The 15,161-nt window shown below is 61.0% G+C and carries 15 protein-coding genes; 6 read left to right on the forward strand and 9 right to left on the reverse strand.

Going from position 1 to position 15,161, the window contains the following annotated elements; translation table 11 throughout:
* Window positions 1–17: 17 nt before the first annotated feature.
* From ACXHRN_RS00775 to ACXHRN_RS00790, 4 genes are all read right to left on the reverse strand, one after another.
* Window positions 18–410 carry a VOC family protein gene (locus ACXHRN_RS00775; protein WP_488639459.1) on the reverse strand — a complete coding sequence of 131 codons (393 nt, stop codon included), beginning with the start codon at window positions 408–410 and terminating at the stop codon, window positions 18–20.
* A complete protein-coding gene (gene murJ, locus ACXHRN_RS00780) occupies window positions 407–2,002 on the reverse strand; it encodes a murein biosynthesis integral membrane protein MurJ (RefSeq protein ID WP_488639460.1) in 1,596 nt (531 codons plus the stop codon). Before murJ ends, ACXHRN_RS00775 begins: the two co-directional genes overlap by 4 nt.
* Window positions 1,999–4,854 (reverse strand): [protein-PII] uridylyltransferase, encoded by a 2,856-nt coding sequence (locus tag ACXHRN_RS00785; protein ID WP_488639461.1) that lies wholly within the window; start codon window positions 4,852–4,854, stop codon window positions 1,999–2,001. The genes murJ and ACXHRN_RS00785 overlap by 4 nt, the downstream gene beginning before the upstream one ends.
* A 161-nt stretch (window positions 4,855–5,015) precedes the next feature.
* Window positions 5,016–5,858 (reverse strand): oxidoreductase, encoded by an 843-nt coding sequence (locus ACXHRN_RS00790; protein ID WP_488639462.1) that lies wholly within the window; start codon window positions 5,856–5,858, stop codon window positions 5,016–5,018.
* Between the two features lie 105 nt (window positions 5,859–5,963).
* On the opposite strand from ACXHRN_RS00790, the gene ACXHRN_RS00795 reads away from it, so the two are divergent.
* Window positions 5,964–6,872, forward strand: coding sequence for a LysR family transcriptional regulator (locus ACXHRN_RS00795; protein ID WP_488639463.1), 909 nt, complete (start codon window positions 5,964–5,966; stop codon window positions 6,870–6,872).
* A 19-nt stretch (window positions 6,873–6,891) separates the two neighbouring features.
* Here the strand turns inward: ACXHRN_RS00795 and ACXHRN_RS00800 are convergent, their stop codons facing one another.
* From ACXHRN_RS00800 to ACXHRN_RS00810, 3 genes are read right to left on the reverse strand one after another with little or no spacing between them, the layout of a single operon-like run.
* On the reverse strand, window positions 6,892–8,082 hold the full coding sequence (locus ACXHRN_RS00800; protein ID WP_488639464.1) for a pyridoxal phosphate-dependent aminotransferase: 1,191 nt from the start codon (window positions 8,080–8,082) through the stop codon (window positions 6,892–6,894).
* A 22-nt stretch (window positions 8,083–8,104) separates the two neighbouring features.
* Window positions 8,105–8,737 (reverse strand): TetR family transcriptional regulator C-terminal domain-containing protein, encoded by a 633-nt coding sequence (locus ACXHRN_RS00805; protein ID WP_488639465.1) that lies wholly within the window; start codon window positions 8,735–8,737, stop codon window positions 8,105–8,107.
* Window positions 8,734–9,588, reverse strand: coding sequence for a dimethylarginine dimethylaminohydrolase family protein (locus ACXHRN_RS00810; RefSeq protein WP_488641781.1), 855 nt, complete (start codon window positions 9,586–9,588; stop codon window positions 8,734–8,736). The genes ACXHRN_RS00805 and ACXHRN_RS00810 overlap by 4 nt, the downstream gene beginning before the upstream one ends.
* Before the next feature lie 225 nt (window positions 9,589–9,813).
* On the opposite strand from ACXHRN_RS00810, the gene ACXHRN_RS00815 reads away from it, so the two are divergent.
* The 4 genes from ACXHRN_RS00815 to ACXHRN_RS00830 all read left to right on the forward strand — a co-directional run bounded on the left by ACXHRN_RS00815 (window position 9,814) and on the right by ACXHRN_RS00830 (window position 13,050).
* Window positions 9,814–10,587 (forward strand): ABC transporter ATP-binding protein, encoded by a 774-nt coding sequence (locus tag ACXHRN_RS00815; RefSeq protein ID WP_488639466.1) that lies wholly within the window; start codon window positions 9,814–9,816, stop codon window positions 10,585–10,587.
* A 60-nt stretch (window positions 10,588–10,647) separates the two neighbouring features.
* Window positions 10,648–11,427: a transporter substrate-binding domain-containing protein gene (locus tag ACXHRN_RS00820; RefSeq protein ID WP_488639467.1), complete on the forward strand. Its 780-nt coding sequence runs from the start codon at window positions 10,648–10,650 to the stop codon at window positions 11,425–11,427.
* A gap of 71 nt (window positions 11,428–11,498) precedes the next feature.
* On the forward strand, window positions 11,499–12,236 hold the full coding sequence (locus ACXHRN_RS00825; RefSeq protein WP_488641782.1) for an ABC transporter permease: 738 nt from the start codon (window positions 11,499–11,501) through the stop codon (window positions 12,234–12,236).
* A 1-nt stretch (window position 12,237) separates the two neighbouring features.
* The gene (locus tag ACXHRN_RS00830; protein WP_488639468.1) at window positions 12,238–13,050 is read left to right on the forward strand and encodes an ABC transporter permease; all 813 of its coding nucleotides are present in this window, start codon (window positions 12,238–12,240) and stop codon (window positions 13,048–13,050) included.
* 22 nt (window positions 13,051–13,072) lie between these two features.
* On the opposite strand, the gene ACXHRN_RS00835 is transcribed toward ACXHRN_RS00830, so the two are convergent.
* Both ACXHRN_RS00835 and rpmB read right to left on the reverse strand, forming a co-directional pair.
* Window positions 13,073–13,708, reverse strand: coding sequence for a VUT family protein (locus tag ACXHRN_RS00835; protein ID WP_488639469.1), 636 nt, complete (start codon window positions 13,706–13,708; stop codon window positions 13,073–13,075).
* A gap of 130 nt (window positions 13,709–13,838) precedes the next feature.
* On the reverse strand, window positions 13,839–14,123 hold the full coding sequence (gene rpmB / locus ACXHRN_RS00840; RefSeq protein ID WP_488639470.1) for a 50S ribosomal protein L28: 285 nt from the start codon (window positions 14,121–14,123) through the stop codon (window positions 13,839–13,841).
* A gap of 232 nt (window positions 14,124–14,355) precedes the next feature.
* Between rpmB and ACXHRN_RS00845 the strand changes: the two genes are divergently transcribed.
* Window positions 14,356–15,129, forward strand: coding sequence for a DUF3108 domain-containing protein (locus ACXHRN_RS00845; RefSeq protein ID WP_488639471.1), 774 nt, complete (start codon window positions 14,356–14,358; stop codon window positions 15,127–15,129).
* The last annotated feature ends 32 nt before the right edge of the window (window positions 15,130–15,161 follow it).

A 15,161-nucleotide genomic window follows, 5' to 3' on the forward strand; every position in this document is an offset into this window, starting at 1 on the left:
GGCCCGCTCTTGCGTCGCTACATGCGATGCTCGATCAGATCCCAGAGATTGCCGAAGGCATCGCGGAACACCGCGACTGTGCCGTAGTCCTCGTGGCGTGGCTGCTCGATGAATTCGACCCCGCGCGCGAGATAGAGGGCGTGGTCGCGGGCGAAGTCGTCCGTCTTGAGAAAGAAGGCGACGCGGCCGGCCGTCTGGTTGCCGATCGCCGCTGCTTCCACATCGCCGTCCGCGCGTGCCAGCAGCAGGCCGGCGCCCTCGGCCTGATCGGGCTTCATCACCACCCAGCGCTTGCCTTCACCCAGGGGCTGGTCGATCGCCAGTGCGAAGTTCAGCACATCGCGATACCAGACAATCGCCTGATCGTAATCCGGAACGATGAGCGCTACGAGAAACAGGCTTCGCATCATTCGTCTCCTGTGATCGGTGCAGAAGGCGCTGCCGCTCCGCGCTTCATGTTGCGGCGGAGCATGCCGAGGCTTGCGCCGCCAATGGCAAAGGCGACGCCGAAATAGACAGCCATGGCGATGCCGATCAGCACGAAGACCGTGGCGATCTCTTTCAGGATCCCCGACTTGGGGGCGATGTAAGGTGCCGCGTAGATCGAGGCATATTCCAGCACGCTTGCCATGATGGCGGCCGCTATCAGCAGGCGGATGATGCGGCTGACGAAGGCCCGGTCAATCTCCAGATGGCCGCGCCGGATCAGAGTCGTAAACAAGAGCGTCGTCGAGATCCAGCCGGAAACCACTTCGGCCGTGGCGATGCCGCGTTCGGCGAGGAACGGAAAGAGCGACAGCGCCAGAGCGCAGTTGGTGGCGACGGCGACCATGGTGAAGCGCATCGGCGTCTTGGTGTCTTCGCGGGCGAAGAAGCCGGGATTAAGCGCCTTGATCATCACGAAGCCCGGCAGGCCGAGCCCGTAGATGGCCAGGATGCCGGCGACGGTCGAGGTCATCGACGGATTGAAAGCGCCGTGCTCATAGACGACGCGAATGATTTCGTCCGACAGAACCCAGATTGCTGCAGCAGCCGGCAGCGTCAGGAAGAGCACGAATTCCAGCGAGCGGTTCTGGATATTGGAGGCTTCCTTGAGGTGGCCGGCTCGCAATGAACGGGCCAGTTCCGGCAGCAGCACCACGCCGACGGCGACGCCGACGACGCCGAGCGGCAGCTGGTAGATTCGGTCGGCATATTGAAGTGCGGCGATTGCGCCGTCCTTGGTCGAGGCGATCATCTGGCCGATGAGCTGGTTGATCTGGGTGATGCCGCCGGTGATGGCAGCGGGAAAGGCAAGGATCAGCAGACGTTTGACGTTGGGTGTCATCTTCGGCCGCTTGAAGCCGATCGACATGCCGGCATGCCGGACGCCGGCATAGAGCACGCCCATCTGCAGCAGCCCCGCGACCAGCACGCCCCAGGACAGGTACCATGCCGTCATCAACGGATCGGCGCCGGTATAGAGCCCGTAGAACAGCGCCGCGATCATCGCCAGGTTGAGGAAAATCGGCGCGACGGCGGCGGCAAAATAGTGATGCAGCGAATTGAGCATGCCCGACAACATCGCCGTCAGCGACATGCACATTAGGTAGGGGAACATGACGATGGCGAGCTTGACGGTCACCTCGTATTTCTCGCTACCGACTTCAAAGCCCGGCGCGATGATCGTGCGGACGATCAGCGGCATCGCCAGTTCCATGACGATGGTAATCAGCAGCAGCACGGTGAACAGGACGCCGAACACTTCCTCGGAGAAGCGCCGCGCCGCATCCTTGCCGCCCGCCTCGATCTCCTTGGCAAACAGCGGCACGAAGGCAGCATTGAATGCACCTTCGGCAAACAGCCGGCGGAAGAGGTTGGGAAAGCGGAAGGCGGCATAGAAGGCGTCGGCCATCGGGCCGGTGCCGAGTGCCGCCGCCATCAGCGTTTCGCGGGCAAACCCGAAGGCCCGGCTGCCGAGGGTGGCGCCGCCGACAGTCATGAATTTCTTGACAAGGCTCATGCGTTGGTTGCCGGTTTCTTGACGAGCGTGCCCTTGGGCGACAGTGGCGTGACGACGCCGGGGGCAACCCGTGATTTCCCATCGTTTTCATCATCCGGCATGATCGCCTTGAGGCGGGCGGCGATCAGTGCTTGCCGGTTGTCGGTGGTGATCTTTTCGCCGGTGAGGTCGGTGACGTAGAATGTGTCGATAACCTTTTCGCCGAAGGTGGTGATGCGCGCGGAGGTGATATCCAGCGAAAGATCCGCCAGCATCGAGGTGATGTCGGACAGGAGACCGGTGCGGTCGAGGCATTCGATCTCGATGACGGTGAAACGGTTCGAAAGGATGTTGGAGATCGTCACGCTCGGGGTGATGGTGAAGGTCTTGTCCTTCTTCTTGCCCTTGGTGCGCGTGGCGATGACTTCCGGCAGGCGGCGCTTGCCGGAAAGCACGTCCTCGATGGTCTTGGAGATCGTGCCGCCACGGCGAAGCTCATCGGCGTCGTCCTTGAACTGGCGGCTGACATGGATCGTGTCGAGTGCCCGGCCAAAGGCGGTGGTGAAGATCTGCGCGTTGACGATATTGGCGCCGGCGGCCGCGCAGCAGCCTGCAATGACAGCGAGCAGGCGCGGATGGTCGGGGGCAAACACGGTGATTTCGGTGATGGCGTGGAAGGAATCCGTGCGCACCATCGTCGCCATCGCCTTGTCCTCGCGGTCGACGTCGCGGATAAAGGTCGTGTGCCGTACCTGGTCATCGAGCGGCACGGACAGCAGATAGGGGGCATAGTGCATGCGCACATAGGCCTTGCGTTCGCTCTCGGGCCAATCGGAGAGCGCGGCCGACAGCTTGTCGCGGGCATTCTGGACGCGCTCGGTGCGCGGGCTTTCAGAAAAGCCGCCGGCGAGCAGAAGCTCGGTTTCATAATAGAGGATGCGCAGCAGCTGACCCTTCCAGCCGTTCCAGACGCCGGGGCCAACGGCGCGGATGTCGACGACGGTGAGGATCAGCAGCATCTTCAGGCGTTCGAGCGATTGCACGCGGCTTGAAAAGTCCGAAATCGTCTTCCAGTCGTTGAGGTCGCGGGTCTGCGCCACCATCGACATGGTCAGGTGTTCCTCGATCAGCCAGACGACCATTTCGGTCTGTTTCGGTGTCAGGCCGAAGCGTGGGCAGAGCTTGCGCGCGACCCGTGCGCCGGCAACCGAATGGTCCTCAGGGCGACCCTTGGCGATGTCGTGGAGCAACACGGCGACATAGAGGGCCTCGCGATCCTCGACCGTCTTGATCATGCCGGCGATCAGCGGATGGGCCTCGACTTCCTGGCCCTTCTCGATGCTCGAAAGGATTCCAACGGCGCGGATGAGGTGCTCGTCGACCGTATAATGATGATACATCGAAAATTGCATCATCGAGACGATCTTGCCGAATTCCGGAATGAAGCGGCCGAGTACGCCAGCCTCGTTCATCCGTCGCAGCATCAGCGAGGGGTCCCGCCGCGAGGTGAGAATGGCGATGAACAGCCGGTTGGCTTCCTCGCTTTGGCGAAGCGTATCGTCGATCAGGTTGAGCGAGCGGGTGACGTTCTTCAGCGCATTGGGATGGAATTCCAGCGCGTTGAGATCGGCGATATGGAACAGGCGGATCAGGTTGACCGGATCACGCTTGAACACCTGGTTGTCGGTGATATCGAGCCGACCCTTGTCCTCGACGAAATCCTGGGTACCGGCGATCTTGCGGCGGCGGTTGGCAAAGCGGCTGAAGACGCCCGAAATGCCCGGATGCTCCTTGGCTTGTTCGTCCTCGAGTGCTGCGCAGAGGATGCGGGTCAGATCGCCCGTGTGCTTGGCAATCAGGAAGTAGTGCTTCATGAAGCGTTCGACAGCCGACAGGCCGGGGCGCGAATGATATCCCAAGGCTGCGGCGACTTCCGGCTGAAGGTCGAAGGACAACCGGTCCTCGGGCTTGCCGGTGATGTAGTGCATATGGCAGCGGACGGCCCAGAGGAAATCCTCGGCCTTCTGGAACAGGCGATACTCGCTTTTCGACAGCACGCCGAGGCGGACGAGATCGGCAGTGTCGCGGACGCGGTAGAAATACTTGCTGATCCAGAACAGCGTGTGCAGGTCGCGGATGCCGCCCTTGCCTTCCTTGACGTTGGGTTCGACGAGGTAGCGGGTGTTGCCGGAGCGATTGTGGCGCTCGTCGCGCTCGGCCAGCTTGGCGGCGACGAATTCCGGGCCGGTGGATTTGACCACCTCATTGTCGAAACGGCTCACCAGTTCCTGTTCGAGCGCTACGTTTCCGCAGATGTAACGCGATTCGAGAATGGCGGTGCGGATCGTCATGTCGCTCTTCGACAGGCGGAGCGATTCATCGACGGTGCGCGTCGCATGGCCGACCTTCTGGCCCATGTCCCAGAGCATGTAGAGGATGAACTCGACGACCTTCTCGCTCCATGCGGTCGGCTTGCCGGGCAGCAGGAACAGCAGGTCGATATCGGAGCCGGGCGCCAGCGTGGCACGGCCATAGCCGCCGACGGCGGCCACGCAAATGCTGGTGCCGCCGTTCGGGAAAACATAGCGGGTGGCATAATTGAAAGTCTGGGTCAGGATCTGGTCTTGCAGCCAGGAAATCCGCCGGGCGCAGCCCATGCCGCTGCCGTCCTCGTTGAGAATGGCGTGGGCTTTTTCGCGGCCCTGCTGGTTGACCAGCCTGATATAGGCGAGCAGGGCAGCGCGGGCAGCTTCCTTGTCGGCCTTGTGGCTTTCGGCGATGGCATTCACACCGTCGCTGAATTCCGCGACGTTGAGGATCTCGGGATAGCCGGCCTCAGGGGTCGGTTCTGCCAGGGCCTTGATATGCTGCATCGACTGAAACCTCTCCGGCGACGTGCCGGACGTCCGGCGCTATAACGCGGTCACCGGGCGAAATACAGTGATTTGTTTGCACCTCGCTTAACATAGGGAGATTCGGTCGAAAATGGGACCGGTGGTTATGCCCGTCAGACCAAGGGCCTGATACGGGCGCGTCACCGCTGGTCGAGCCGCGTATCCGCGCCGACAGATTGCCAGATATCGAGGTCGGCAAGAAGCGCCTTTGCGTGTTCCCGGACAGCCTCGATGGCGTCGCCGCCGAGTTGCAGGCGAAGCGGCGTGTTTTCTGCGGCGAGCGCCTTGTCGATGGCTGCGGCAGCCTTCAGCGGATCACCTGCCTGGGTGCCATCCATCTCCTGCATTGCCTGCCGGACCCTTCCCACCACATCCCGATAGCTTTCATGGACCGGCATGAAACGCTCACCGCTGCTGACGAGCGATGTCCGGAACGCGCCGGGCTCGACGATGAGGACCTTGACGCCAAACGGCGAAACCTCCTGAGCCAGGGCCTCTGAATAGCCCTCAAGCGCGAACTTGGTGGCAGAATAGGCCCCGACGCCTGGAAAGGACATCTGTCCGCCCATGCTGGATATATTGACGATTGCGCCACGCCGCTGTTGTCGAAGATGCGGCAGTACGGCGGCAGTGACGGCGGCAGCGCCGAAGAAATTGGTTTCCATGAGCGCGCGAAGCTCTGCTTCCGGCGTCTCCTCGATCGCCCCGACGATCGCGTAGCCGGCATTGTTGATGAGCACGTCGATTGCGCCGAAGTGCTCCACCGCCGCGGTGACCGCGCGGCTGGCATCCCCTGGTCGGGTAACGTCGAGTTCAAGCGTCAATACCCGATCCGGATATTCGGCTTCCAGTTCCCTCAGCTTTGCTGTCGTGCGCGCCGTGGCAACGACATTATAGCCCTGGGAAAGCGCATAGCGGGCGAAGGCATTCCCGAAGCCGGAGGATGCGCCGGTGATGAACCATGTTGTGTTGTGAGATGGCATTTTCTGTCTCCTTGGTTTGCGTTTTCGCTGAGGAGAAAGCTAGCTGCAGATCGAAGCGATGATAATGTGGTTTAATATGCATGCATTGTGCGATATTGCTCATGAATGGATAGAGACCTACTGGCGCATTTTCCGGTGTTCCTGGCCGACGCGCGACACGGCGGCTTCGCTGCCGCCGCGGCGGATCTGGGCATGAGCCCTTCGGCTGTCAGCCATTCGATACGTACAATCGAGATGCGGCTGGGATTGACGTTATTTGCTCGCACGACGCGTAGCGTCGCGCTCACCGAGGCAGGCCGCAGTCTGCTTGCGTCGGTCGGAGATGCTTTTGTCGAGATCGGCGAAGCGGTCGAGCGGTTACGCTCAAGTGCCGGTTGCGTTACCGGACATCTGAGGCTCAGCGTTCCGAGAACGGCACTCCACGCGGTGATCACGCCAGTTGTTGTCGAGCTTACGTGCAGATACCCCGAGCTTGTTGTTGAAATCGCCAGCGAGGATGCTTCGGTCGATATCATCACCCGGGGTTTCGACGCGGGCGTGCGTCTGGGGGAAATGATCGCACAGGACATGATTGCGCTGCGGCTGACGCCACCGTTCCGGATGATCACCGTCGCTTCACCCGACTATTTGCAGCGTAGGGGAGAGCCGGAGACAATTGCTGCCCTTGGCGATCACAACTGCATCGGTTTTCGCCTGATTTCGGCGGGCGGCCTTTACGATTGGGAACTGGAGGGCGAGGGAAAGCCGGTCGAAATAGCCGTCAGGGGGTCCGCTATCGTCACGGATGCGACCTATGCCAAGGAGCTCGCAATCGCCGGCGGCGGCATCGCATATCTGATGGAACCGCTTGCGCGTGCGGAGATCGACGCCGGTTTGCTGAAAATCGTCCTACCGGACAACGCGATCGAAGAGACCGGGCTGTTTCTGTACTATCCCCGCAGGGCATCCACGGCGCCGAAGCTGCGGGCTTTCATCGATGTCGCAAAGGAACTGCTCGCCGGCAGGCTGCGCTGATGGCGAGGTGACGGGTGGGTTACGCCCGCTTGGCGCTGGGCGGCGAAAGCTCTTCGCCGAGGGTTGCGATCCTGTCGACGGCTTCCTTGATCTGTTCGTCCGGCACGGTCAGCGACAGGCGGATGAAGTCCTTGGCGCCGGCGCCGAACGAGGCGCCGGGCATGACGGCGACGTGTTGCTCCTTGAGCAGGCGCCAGGCGAAATCTTCGCCGGACAGGCCTGTGCCCGATACGTCGAGCAGGATGAACATGCCGCCTTCCGGCATCAGCGGGGTGATGGTGTTGGAGCCGGCAATTTCCGTCGCGACGAGCGCTGCGCGGCGGGCGTAGTTGGCGCGCATGATCGAGGCAGTCTCGAAATGTTGGGAGACGGCCATCGCCGTCATGTCGGCGATGAAGGGCTGGCTGCCGAACAGCATGGTTTCGGAGACCGGCAGCAGCCGCTCGCAGAACTCGGCGGGACCGGCGGCCCAGCCGCTGCGGAAACCCGGTGCGGCATGTGATTTGGAAATCGACGAGACAGCAATGGTGCGTTCGGCGAGCGCGGGATCGTCAAACGGCGAGGCAAAGCTTTTGTCGAAGATCAGCTCTTCGTAGACTTCGTCGGAAACGATCCAGAGGTCGTGCTTGCGGCAGACCTCGCCGATGGCGGCGACTTCTTCCTTGCTGAGTACGGCACCGGAAGGATTGTGCGGATTGTTGAGCAACAGGACGCGCGTGCTCGGCGTGATCGCGGCTTCGAGGTCGGCAGCCCTGAGATGGAAGCGTTCTTCTGCCCGAAGCGGCACGGTCACCAGGCGCGCGCCGGTCGAGGCGACGACGCCTTCATAGGTCGCATAGAGCGGATCGCCGACCAGGACGGTATCGCCGGCTTCGACCAGGCCCAGCATGACGGCAAACAGCGCGGTCTGGGTGCCGGGGAAGCAGAGGATGTTCTTCTCGGTGACGTCGGGACGGCGCTTGCGGTATTTTTCGACCAGCGCAGACACCACGGAAGGTTCGCCCCGGCCGTTGGAATAGCGGGTGCGGCCGGCATACATGGCGCGCATGCATTCCTCGAGTAGGCGCTTGTCGGGCGCGACATCCGGTTCGCCGATCGTCAGCTCAATGACAGAATTGCCCGCATGGATCATGTCGCGAGCCGCGGAATGCAATGCCCATTTGCCGGAGCCGAGACCGGAGAGCCTGTCGGTGATGGAAGCATAACGCATGATATTTATCCTTTGAGTCAGTTCAGGCGACGGGTTCGAGCGGCAGGCCGATCAGGCGTTCGACCGAGCGCAGCGCGGTACGGGCAAGTTCGTCTTCCTGGAAGAGATCGCCCGCCATGCAGCCTTCCAGCCACAGCCCGTCGATCAGGCCGTTGATGGCGATGGCCAGTCCGCGGCGTTGCTCGGCAGTGGTGGCCAGGCCGCCAGCGGCCATGGCATCGGCAACCAGCAGTTCCAGCGAATCGCGATAGGAGAGGTAGCTCTCGCGATGAATGGCCGCGAGCGCCGGATCGACGCCGGTCTGCGAGATGAATGTCGCCCAAAGCGACAGCATCCGCTGGTCGATGATCGGTGCCTTGAAATTGGAAATGACGAAGACTCGCAGCTTCGACGCCGGATCGGCAGCTTCATCTTCTGCCGCCTTGCTGGCGGTCTCGAACATCGTGTAGACCACCTCGCGATAGGCAGCCTGCAGCATCAGGTCCTTGCTGATGAAGTAGTGCCGGATGAGGCCCGGCGTGACGCCGGCGCGCTGGGCAATCTGGCGCACGGTGGCGCCCTGGATTCCATAATCGACGATACAGTCGAGCGTGGCGGAAATCAGATCCTGCCGGCGCACGTCCTCGCTTTCATGATGGAATGTCCGTCGCGTCATGGATCGCGCCTCAAGATGGGCCGGGTCAGGCAGGTCGGGCCGCCTTCGCAGGCGATGCAGAGCGCATCGGCCTCGAATGTCTCGACCTCGCAGCCTGCCTGTTCCATCGCCGCCTTGGTGAGCGGGAAGCCGGCGACCATGATCACCTTCTTCGGCGACAGCGGCAGCACATTGAGGCTGAGGCCATTGGAGGCGGCGAACTCTTCGGCCGGCGCGACGATCATGCTGATGCCGCGTTCCTTGAGCAGCAGGTAGAACGAGGCAGGCAGCAGCGGCGCATGGACGAGGACGAGGTCGTCGGCCAGCGGCGAGATGACGCTCATCAGATGCAGGCAGGCTTCCTCGCCTTGCCAGAGCGGCAGGTCGAAGCCGAGCACGGTGACGCCGAGCGGCGCAAGAATGTCCGAGAGTTGGTCGATGCCGGCCTGGTTGGAGCGGATGCCGCGGCCGATCGCCAACGTCCTGGAATCGACCCAGACGCAATCGCCGGATTCGACGGTGCCCGGCGCCACGAGCCGGCCGAGAATAGGGATGCCGGCCTTGCGATAGGCGGCTTCATGCAGATCGGCTTCCTGTTGGCGAAGAGCCTTGCCCATGCGCAGGATGACGGCGCCGCGGTCGGTGACGAAGGACGGATCCTGGGTGAACATCGCGTCCGCCAATCCGTCGCCGTCATCTTCCATCCAGACGACCTGGGTGTCCGACTTTTCCACCAGCCGAGCGAATTCGTCGTATTGCGCGATCGCCTTCTGGCCGTCGAAAGTCGGGCCATAGTGCCATTCAGCCGGGTCGGCCGCGGCAAGGCTTTTGCCCGGGCGGCGCATGAGCACCTTGAGAAGCCGGGCCGACATGGCTTGTGAGCCATAGGCGTTGTTTACGGTCATTTCCATGAGGGCACTTTTCAACTGATATGGCGGACAGGAATTTTCTTTCGTTATACACTTGTGCAATTGCAAAACAAGTGCTTTACTGATTTTTAACACCCGGACGGCCAAGCCAGCGGCGGTCACGGGACGGTAAGAAAACCGGGGAACGAGATTGGCATCGGGCGCGTATTGCCCGGCATTGGCGGTACCATGACAGAGACGGCGCAAGCCATCGAGATCGTAGACTTGCATAAAAAATTCGGTCCGCTGGAGGTGCTGAAGGGGGTTTCCCTTTCCGCGCGCCAGGGCGATGTCATCGCCATTATCGGCGGCAGCGGATCGGGTAAATCCACCTTCCTGCGCTGTATCAACATGCTGGAGCTTCCGAGCGCCGGCACGATTACGATTCATGGCGAGACGATCGCGATGAAGAAGGATGGCCGCGGCGGCATGTTGCCGGCCAACCGCAAGCAGGTGCAGCGCATTCGCTCCCAGCTGGCGATGGTGTTTCAGAATTTCAATCTCTGGCAGCACATGACGGTAATGCAGAACGTCATCGAAGCCCCCATCCACGTGCTTGGCGTGCCGAAGGACGAAGCCGTCGCGCGCGCGGAGACCATCCTCAAGCGGGTTGGGCTCTACGAGAAGCGCGACGTCTATCCAGCCTTCATGTCGGGCGGCCAGCAGCAGCGCGCGGCGATCGCCCGCGCACTGGCTGTCGAGCCCCTGGCGATGCTGTTTGACGAGCCCACCTCGGCGCTCGATCCCGAACTGGTGGGCGAAGTGCTCGCGGTTATCGGCGATCTCGCCAAGGAAAACCGGACGATGATCCTGGTCACCCACGAGATGAAGTTTGCCCGCAAGGTTGCGAGCCACGTCGTCTTTCTCGCCAATGGCCTGATTGAAGAACAGGGCCCGCCGGACAAGGTGTTCGGCGACCCCAAATCCGAGCGACTGAAGAAATTCATCAGCTCGGTTCACTGACATCGGCGCTTCATAGCCATGAAGCGCTCCAAGACCCAAGAAATACAAAAGGGAACGACTATGAAGCAGGGAATCAAGATTGCAGCACTCGCTCTGGCCATCGGATTGACCGGTGCAGCCCAGGCTTTCGCCGAACAGGTCAAGGTCGGCTTTGCCGCCGAAGCCTATCCGCCTTTCACCTCGCTGGACGCCTCCGGCAAGTGGGTCGGCTGGGAAGTCGAATTCGCTGACGCTATCTGCAAGGAAGCCAAGCTCGATTGCGTGATCACGCCCGTTGCCTGGGATGGCATCATTCCGGCACTGACGGCCAAGAAGATCGACATGATCGTCGGCTCCATGTCGATCACTGGCGAGCGGATGAAGACCATCGACTTCTCCGACAAATACTACAACACCCCGACCGGCATCATCGGCAACAAGGAAGATAAGTTCGATTCCACGCCGGAAGGCCTGGCTGGCAAGATCATCGGCGTCCAGAATTCGACCGTGCATGCCGACTACGCCAAGAAGCACTTTGGCGACAAGGCATCCGAAATCAAGGAATACCAGACGCAGGATGAGGCCAATGCCGATCTGGCAGCCGGTCGTGTCGATGCCGTTCAGGCAGACGCGATTGCACTCGATGCGTTCCTCAAGTCGGACGCCGGCGCTTGCTGCGAATACAAGGGCGATGTCGCCGACGACAAGGATATCCTGGGTGCCGGCGTCGGCATCGGCTTGCGCAAGGGCGATACCGAACTCAAGGACAAGTTGAACGCCGCCATCAAGGCAATCCGCGCCAACGGCACCTACGACACGTTCTCGAAGAAGTATTTCAGCTTCAACATCTACGGCGAGTAACACCGCCGGCTTTCGGCGCATGGCGGTCATCCCGCCGTGCGCCTCCTGCCCCCTAGCAAAAGCCGGTGCCGATGCACGAAACGTTGTTTACACTTTCCAATCTGAGTGTCCTGTCGTTCGACTCGGCAGCAGGCGGCTGGGGCAGCGTGCTGCTGTGGGGGTTTGTTGCCTCCGTCGAGATCGCCGCCGGCAGTTACATTCTCGGTCTCATCATCGGCATGCTGGGCGCGACCGGCAAGCTCTATGGCGGCGTGGTCGCCCGCGATCTATGGGAAGTCTATACGACGCTCGTCCGTGCGGTGCCGGAACTGGTGCTGATCCTGCTCCTCTACTACGCCGGAACGGACGGCTTGAGCCGCTTGCTGGCGGTGTTCGGATATCCGGCTGTCGATATAAACGGGCTTGTCGCCGGCATCGTGGTGCTCGGGTTTGTGCAGGGCGCCTATACGACTGAGGTGTTGCGCGGCGCGATCAGGGCGATTCCCGGAGGTCAGATCGAGGCCGGACGTGCTTACGGCATGTCGCCATTCAAGATTTTCCGGCGAATCACCGTGCCGGCCATGCTGCCCTATGCGATGCCGGGTCTGGCCAATCTGTGGATGGTGGCGACCAAGGACACTGCGCTACTCGCCGTCGTTGGATTCACCGAACTGACGCTGGCCACCAAGCAGGCGGCCGGCGCCAGCAAGGCTTACATGACTCTCTTTCTCGCTGCGGGCGCGATCTATTTCGCCTTCTTCCTTTTGTCCAACCTCGTCATCCGCATTATCGAACGTCGGGCGCGGCGCGGCATGGCTGGGGCGATGTAAGATGAGCGAGCAATTGGCAACCCCCTCCGTTCTCGGCGACATCCATCGCGATACAATCTTCAAGCCCCACCGAATCGTGCTTGCGCTGATCTTTGCAGCCATCATTTTCTGCGCGGCTTATTTCATGCGTTGGGACTGGATTCCGCAATACCAGGGAATGCTGGTGCGCGGCGTCGGCATATCGCTGCTGATGCTGTTTTCTTCGGCGGCTGTCGGCTTCGTGTTTGCCGTGCTGCTGGGGATTGCCCAGGTCTCCGGGCCATGGTGGCTGCGTTGGCTTGCGGTCAGTTTCTGCTCGATCATCCGCGGCACGCCGCTGCTATTGCAGCTGTGGCTGCTCTACTACGGGCTGGGGTCGATCTTCGCGCAAATGCCGGGCCACCGTGCCTGGTTGCTGTGGCCCTATCTCAAGCAGGCCTGGCCCTATGGCTTTGCTGCGCTGACAATTTCGTTTACAGCCTATGAAGGCGAGGTGATGCGCGGCGCATTCGCCGGAGTACCGCGCGGCGAGCTTGAGGCAGCGCGCGCCTATGGTATGAGCCGGTGGACAACGTTCCGTCGCATCTGGCTGCCACGCGCCGTGCAGCGGGCACTACCGACGCTGAACGGCGAGACCGTGCTGCAGCTCAAGGCGACGCCGCTGGTTGCGACGATCACCGTGGTCGATGTCTATGGAGTAATTTCCAAGGTCCGTCAGGACACGTTTCTGACCTACGAGCCGCTCTTGCTGCTCGCACTCATCTACATGATCCTGACGGGGATTCTGGTCGCGGTGTTCCGCTATTTCGAGAACAAGATTCCGGTGAAGATGTAAGGCGGCGTCAAAGCCGCCTTGTTCATGCCGGCTTGTTCACCGGCATGGGCTTGAGCACGCTCATCAGCGCGCCATAGGGCAGCAGCAGCACCAATGCTACCGTCAGCTTGACCGCCAGATCACCCATCGCCCAGGAAACCCAACGCGGCGCTTCAGCAGCGAGAACGCCGAGAATCGGGGCGTTGCCGATGGCGAATTCGTCGTTCGGTCCGAAGATCGAAAACATCGGCGCGAAGGCAAACGAGAAGAAGATCACGGTGTCCAGCATCGAGCCGATCACCGAGGCAAACAGCGGCGCCTGCCACCACGCCTGGCGGCGCAGCCTGTTGAACATCGAGATGTCCAGGAATTGTCCGAGCAGGAAGGCCGAACCCGAGGCAATGGCGATTCGCGGCATCGACAGATACCAGGAAAGCGTAACGCCGACGACAAAACCGGCAATGACCACGAGGCGGGCATATTTCGGCCCGAACTGGCGATTGGTAAGGTCGGTGATCAGGAAGGCGACCGGATAGGTGAATGCACCCCAGGTCAGCAGGTCAGCGAGATTGATGCCGAGAAACGTGCCGTTGACCGGATATTGCACCAGCACGTTGGAAGCGACGACGACCAGCGTCATCAGGAGAATGTAGATAGGAGTATAGCGTTGCGCAGGCATTTTTTTATCCTGGGTGATGCCACCAGTTGGAGGGACGATGAATGTGATGTTCCGAATGAACATCACACAATGACAAAAGGCCTGAGCGGTATCCCGGTCAAGCCTTCATATCATGTGCAGACAGCTTGGATCAGGCAGCAGCCTTCTTGGCGATCTGGCGCTTCAGCAGGCGGGCGCGGATCGACAGTTCGCTCTCGTCAGCCTTGACGAGGAAAGCATCGAGGCCACCGCGATGCTCAACCGAACGCAGCGCATGAGCAGAAACGCGCAGACGGAAACGCTGGCCGAGAGCGTCGGAGATCAGCGTGACCTGGCAAAGGTTCGGCAGGAACCGGCGCTTGGTTCTGTTGTTTGCATGGCTGACATTGTTTCCAGAGAGGACGGCTTTGCCGGTCAATTCGCAACAACGGGACATGGTATCACCTATTATCTATATAAGGCTTGGCAACAAAACGACGTGACCCGTAAGGGGCCCGCGAGCTGCTGGCCTGTTTTGGAAGTTGCGGTTCAATAGTCAGAGAGGTCCGGCCTGTCAAGCCAAACCTTGGATTTCAGCGAAATTTATCCAGTGTTCCAAGGTTTTCGTTGCGCAGAAAAGCCGCATTGGTTTCATAAGGCCCGTTTACATCAATCTCCGGGAAGTGTGAATGTCCAAGCCTGCGGTGTTTTTCGTATTCCTTCTCTCGCTCGTGCTTGCCAGTGGCCGGGCCGGTGCCGAGGAAGTCCATAACCGCACCAATTACCAGATCCTGCTGTCGGGCATTCCCCTGGCAAATGCTTTCTTCCAGGCGCGCCGGGACGGCCAATCCTACTCGATCGATGCCCAGATTGCCACGACGGCGGTGGCCGCAATCATTGCCGAGAGCAAGGCGGAAATGTCGTCCAAGGGCAATGTAAAGGATGGCAAATTCGAATCCGACCGATTCTTGTTCCGCTACAAGTATGGCAAGCGCAATCGCCGTTTCGAGACCACGTTTGCCAGCGGCGACGTCAAGCAGGCGCTGATCGAGCCGCGGCCGAAGAAGAAGCGCAAGAACTGGATCCCGCTGCAGCCCGGCGACATGCTTGCAGTGACCGATCCGGTTGCCGGCCTCGTCATTCCCGCCGACCAGGATCCGTGCCGCTCGCCGATTGCGATCTTCGATGGCGAAGCGCGCCTCGACCTGAAGCTGGCGCACAAGAGCGACAAGACGTTCAAGACCGAAGGCTTTTCCGGCCCAGTCGTGGTCTGCAGCCTGCGCTACGAGCCGAAGGCGGGCTATCGCAGGGGCCACAAGGATATCGAATATGTCCGCAAGCTCACCAACATGGAAATCTGGTTTGCGAAATCGGCGGCGATGAATGTATATGCTCCGGTCTATCTGTCCGTGCCCACCTCATGGGGTCCGCTGACGATAAGGGCGACGCATTTCGACGGCTGATTTCGTCGACGGCTGATTTGGGGGGATGACGC

It is taken from the genome of Shinella sp. OV683, from assembly GCF_057787725.1.

Excerpts from the sequence above, each read along its gene's own strand:
- ACXHRN_RS00795 (WP_488639463.1), top strand. The coding sequence starts at position 5,964 with ATGGATAGAGACCTACTGGCGCATTTTCCGGTGTTCCTGGCCGACGCG.
- rpmB (WP_488639470.1), bottom strand. The coding sequence starts at position 14,123 with ATGTCCCGTTGTTGCGAATTGACCGGCAAAGCCGTCCTCTCTGGAAAC.
- ACXHRN_RS00830 (WP_488639468.1), top strand. The coding sequence starts at position 12,238 with ATGAGCGAGCAATTGGCAACCCCCTCCGTTCTCGGCGACATCCATCGC.
- ACXHRN_RS00820 (WP_488639467.1), top strand. The coding sequence starts at position 10,648 with ATGAAGCAGGGAATCAAGATTGCAGCACTCGCTCTGGCCATCGGATTG.
- ACXHRN_RS00810 (WP_488641781.1), bottom strand. The coding sequence starts at position 9,588 with ATGTCGGCCCGGCTTCTCAAGGTGCTCATGCGCCGCCCGGGCAAAAGC.
- ACXHRN_RS00835 (WP_488639469.1), bottom strand. The coding sequence starts at position 13,708 with ATGCCTGCGCAACGCTATACTCCTATCTACATTCTCCTGATGACGCTG.
- ACXHRN_RS00800 (WP_488639464.1), bottom strand. The coding sequence starts at position 8,082 with ATGCGTTATGCTTCCATCACCGACAGGCTCTCCGGTCTCGGCTCCGGC.
- ACXHRN_RS00805 (WP_488639465.1), bottom strand. The coding sequence starts at position 8,737 with ATGACGCGACGGACATTCCATCATGAAAGCGAGGACGTGCGCCGGCAG.
- ACXHRN_RS00825 (WP_488641782.1), top strand. The coding sequence starts at position 11,499 with ATGCACGAAACGTTGTTTACACTTTCCAATCTGAGTGTCCTGTCGTTC.
- ACXHRN_RS00790 (WP_488639462.1), bottom strand. The coding sequence starts at position 5,858 with ATGCCATCTCACAACACAACATGGTTCATCACCGGCGCATCCTCCGGC.
- ACXHRN_RS00815 (WP_488639466.1), top strand. The coding sequence starts at position 9,814 with ATGACAGAGACGGCGCAAGCCATCGAGATCGTAGACTTGCATAAAAAA.
- murJ (WP_488639460.1), bottom strand. The coding sequence starts at position 2,002 with ATGAGCCTTGTCAAGAAATTCATGACTGTCGGCGGCGCCACCCTCGGC.
- ACXHRN_RS00785 (WP_488639461.1), bottom strand. The coding sequence starts at position 4,854 with ATGCAGCATATCAAGGCCCTGGCAGAACCGACCCCTGAGGCCGGCTAT.
- ACXHRN_RS00845 (WP_488639471.1), top strand. The coding sequence starts at position 14,356 with ATGTCCAAGCCTGCGGTGTTTTTCGTATTCCTTCTCTCGCTCGTGCTT.
- ACXHRN_RS00775 (WP_488639459.1), bottom strand. The coding sequence starts at position 410 with ATGATGCGAAGCCTGTTTCTCGTAGCGCTCATCGTTCCGGATTACGAT.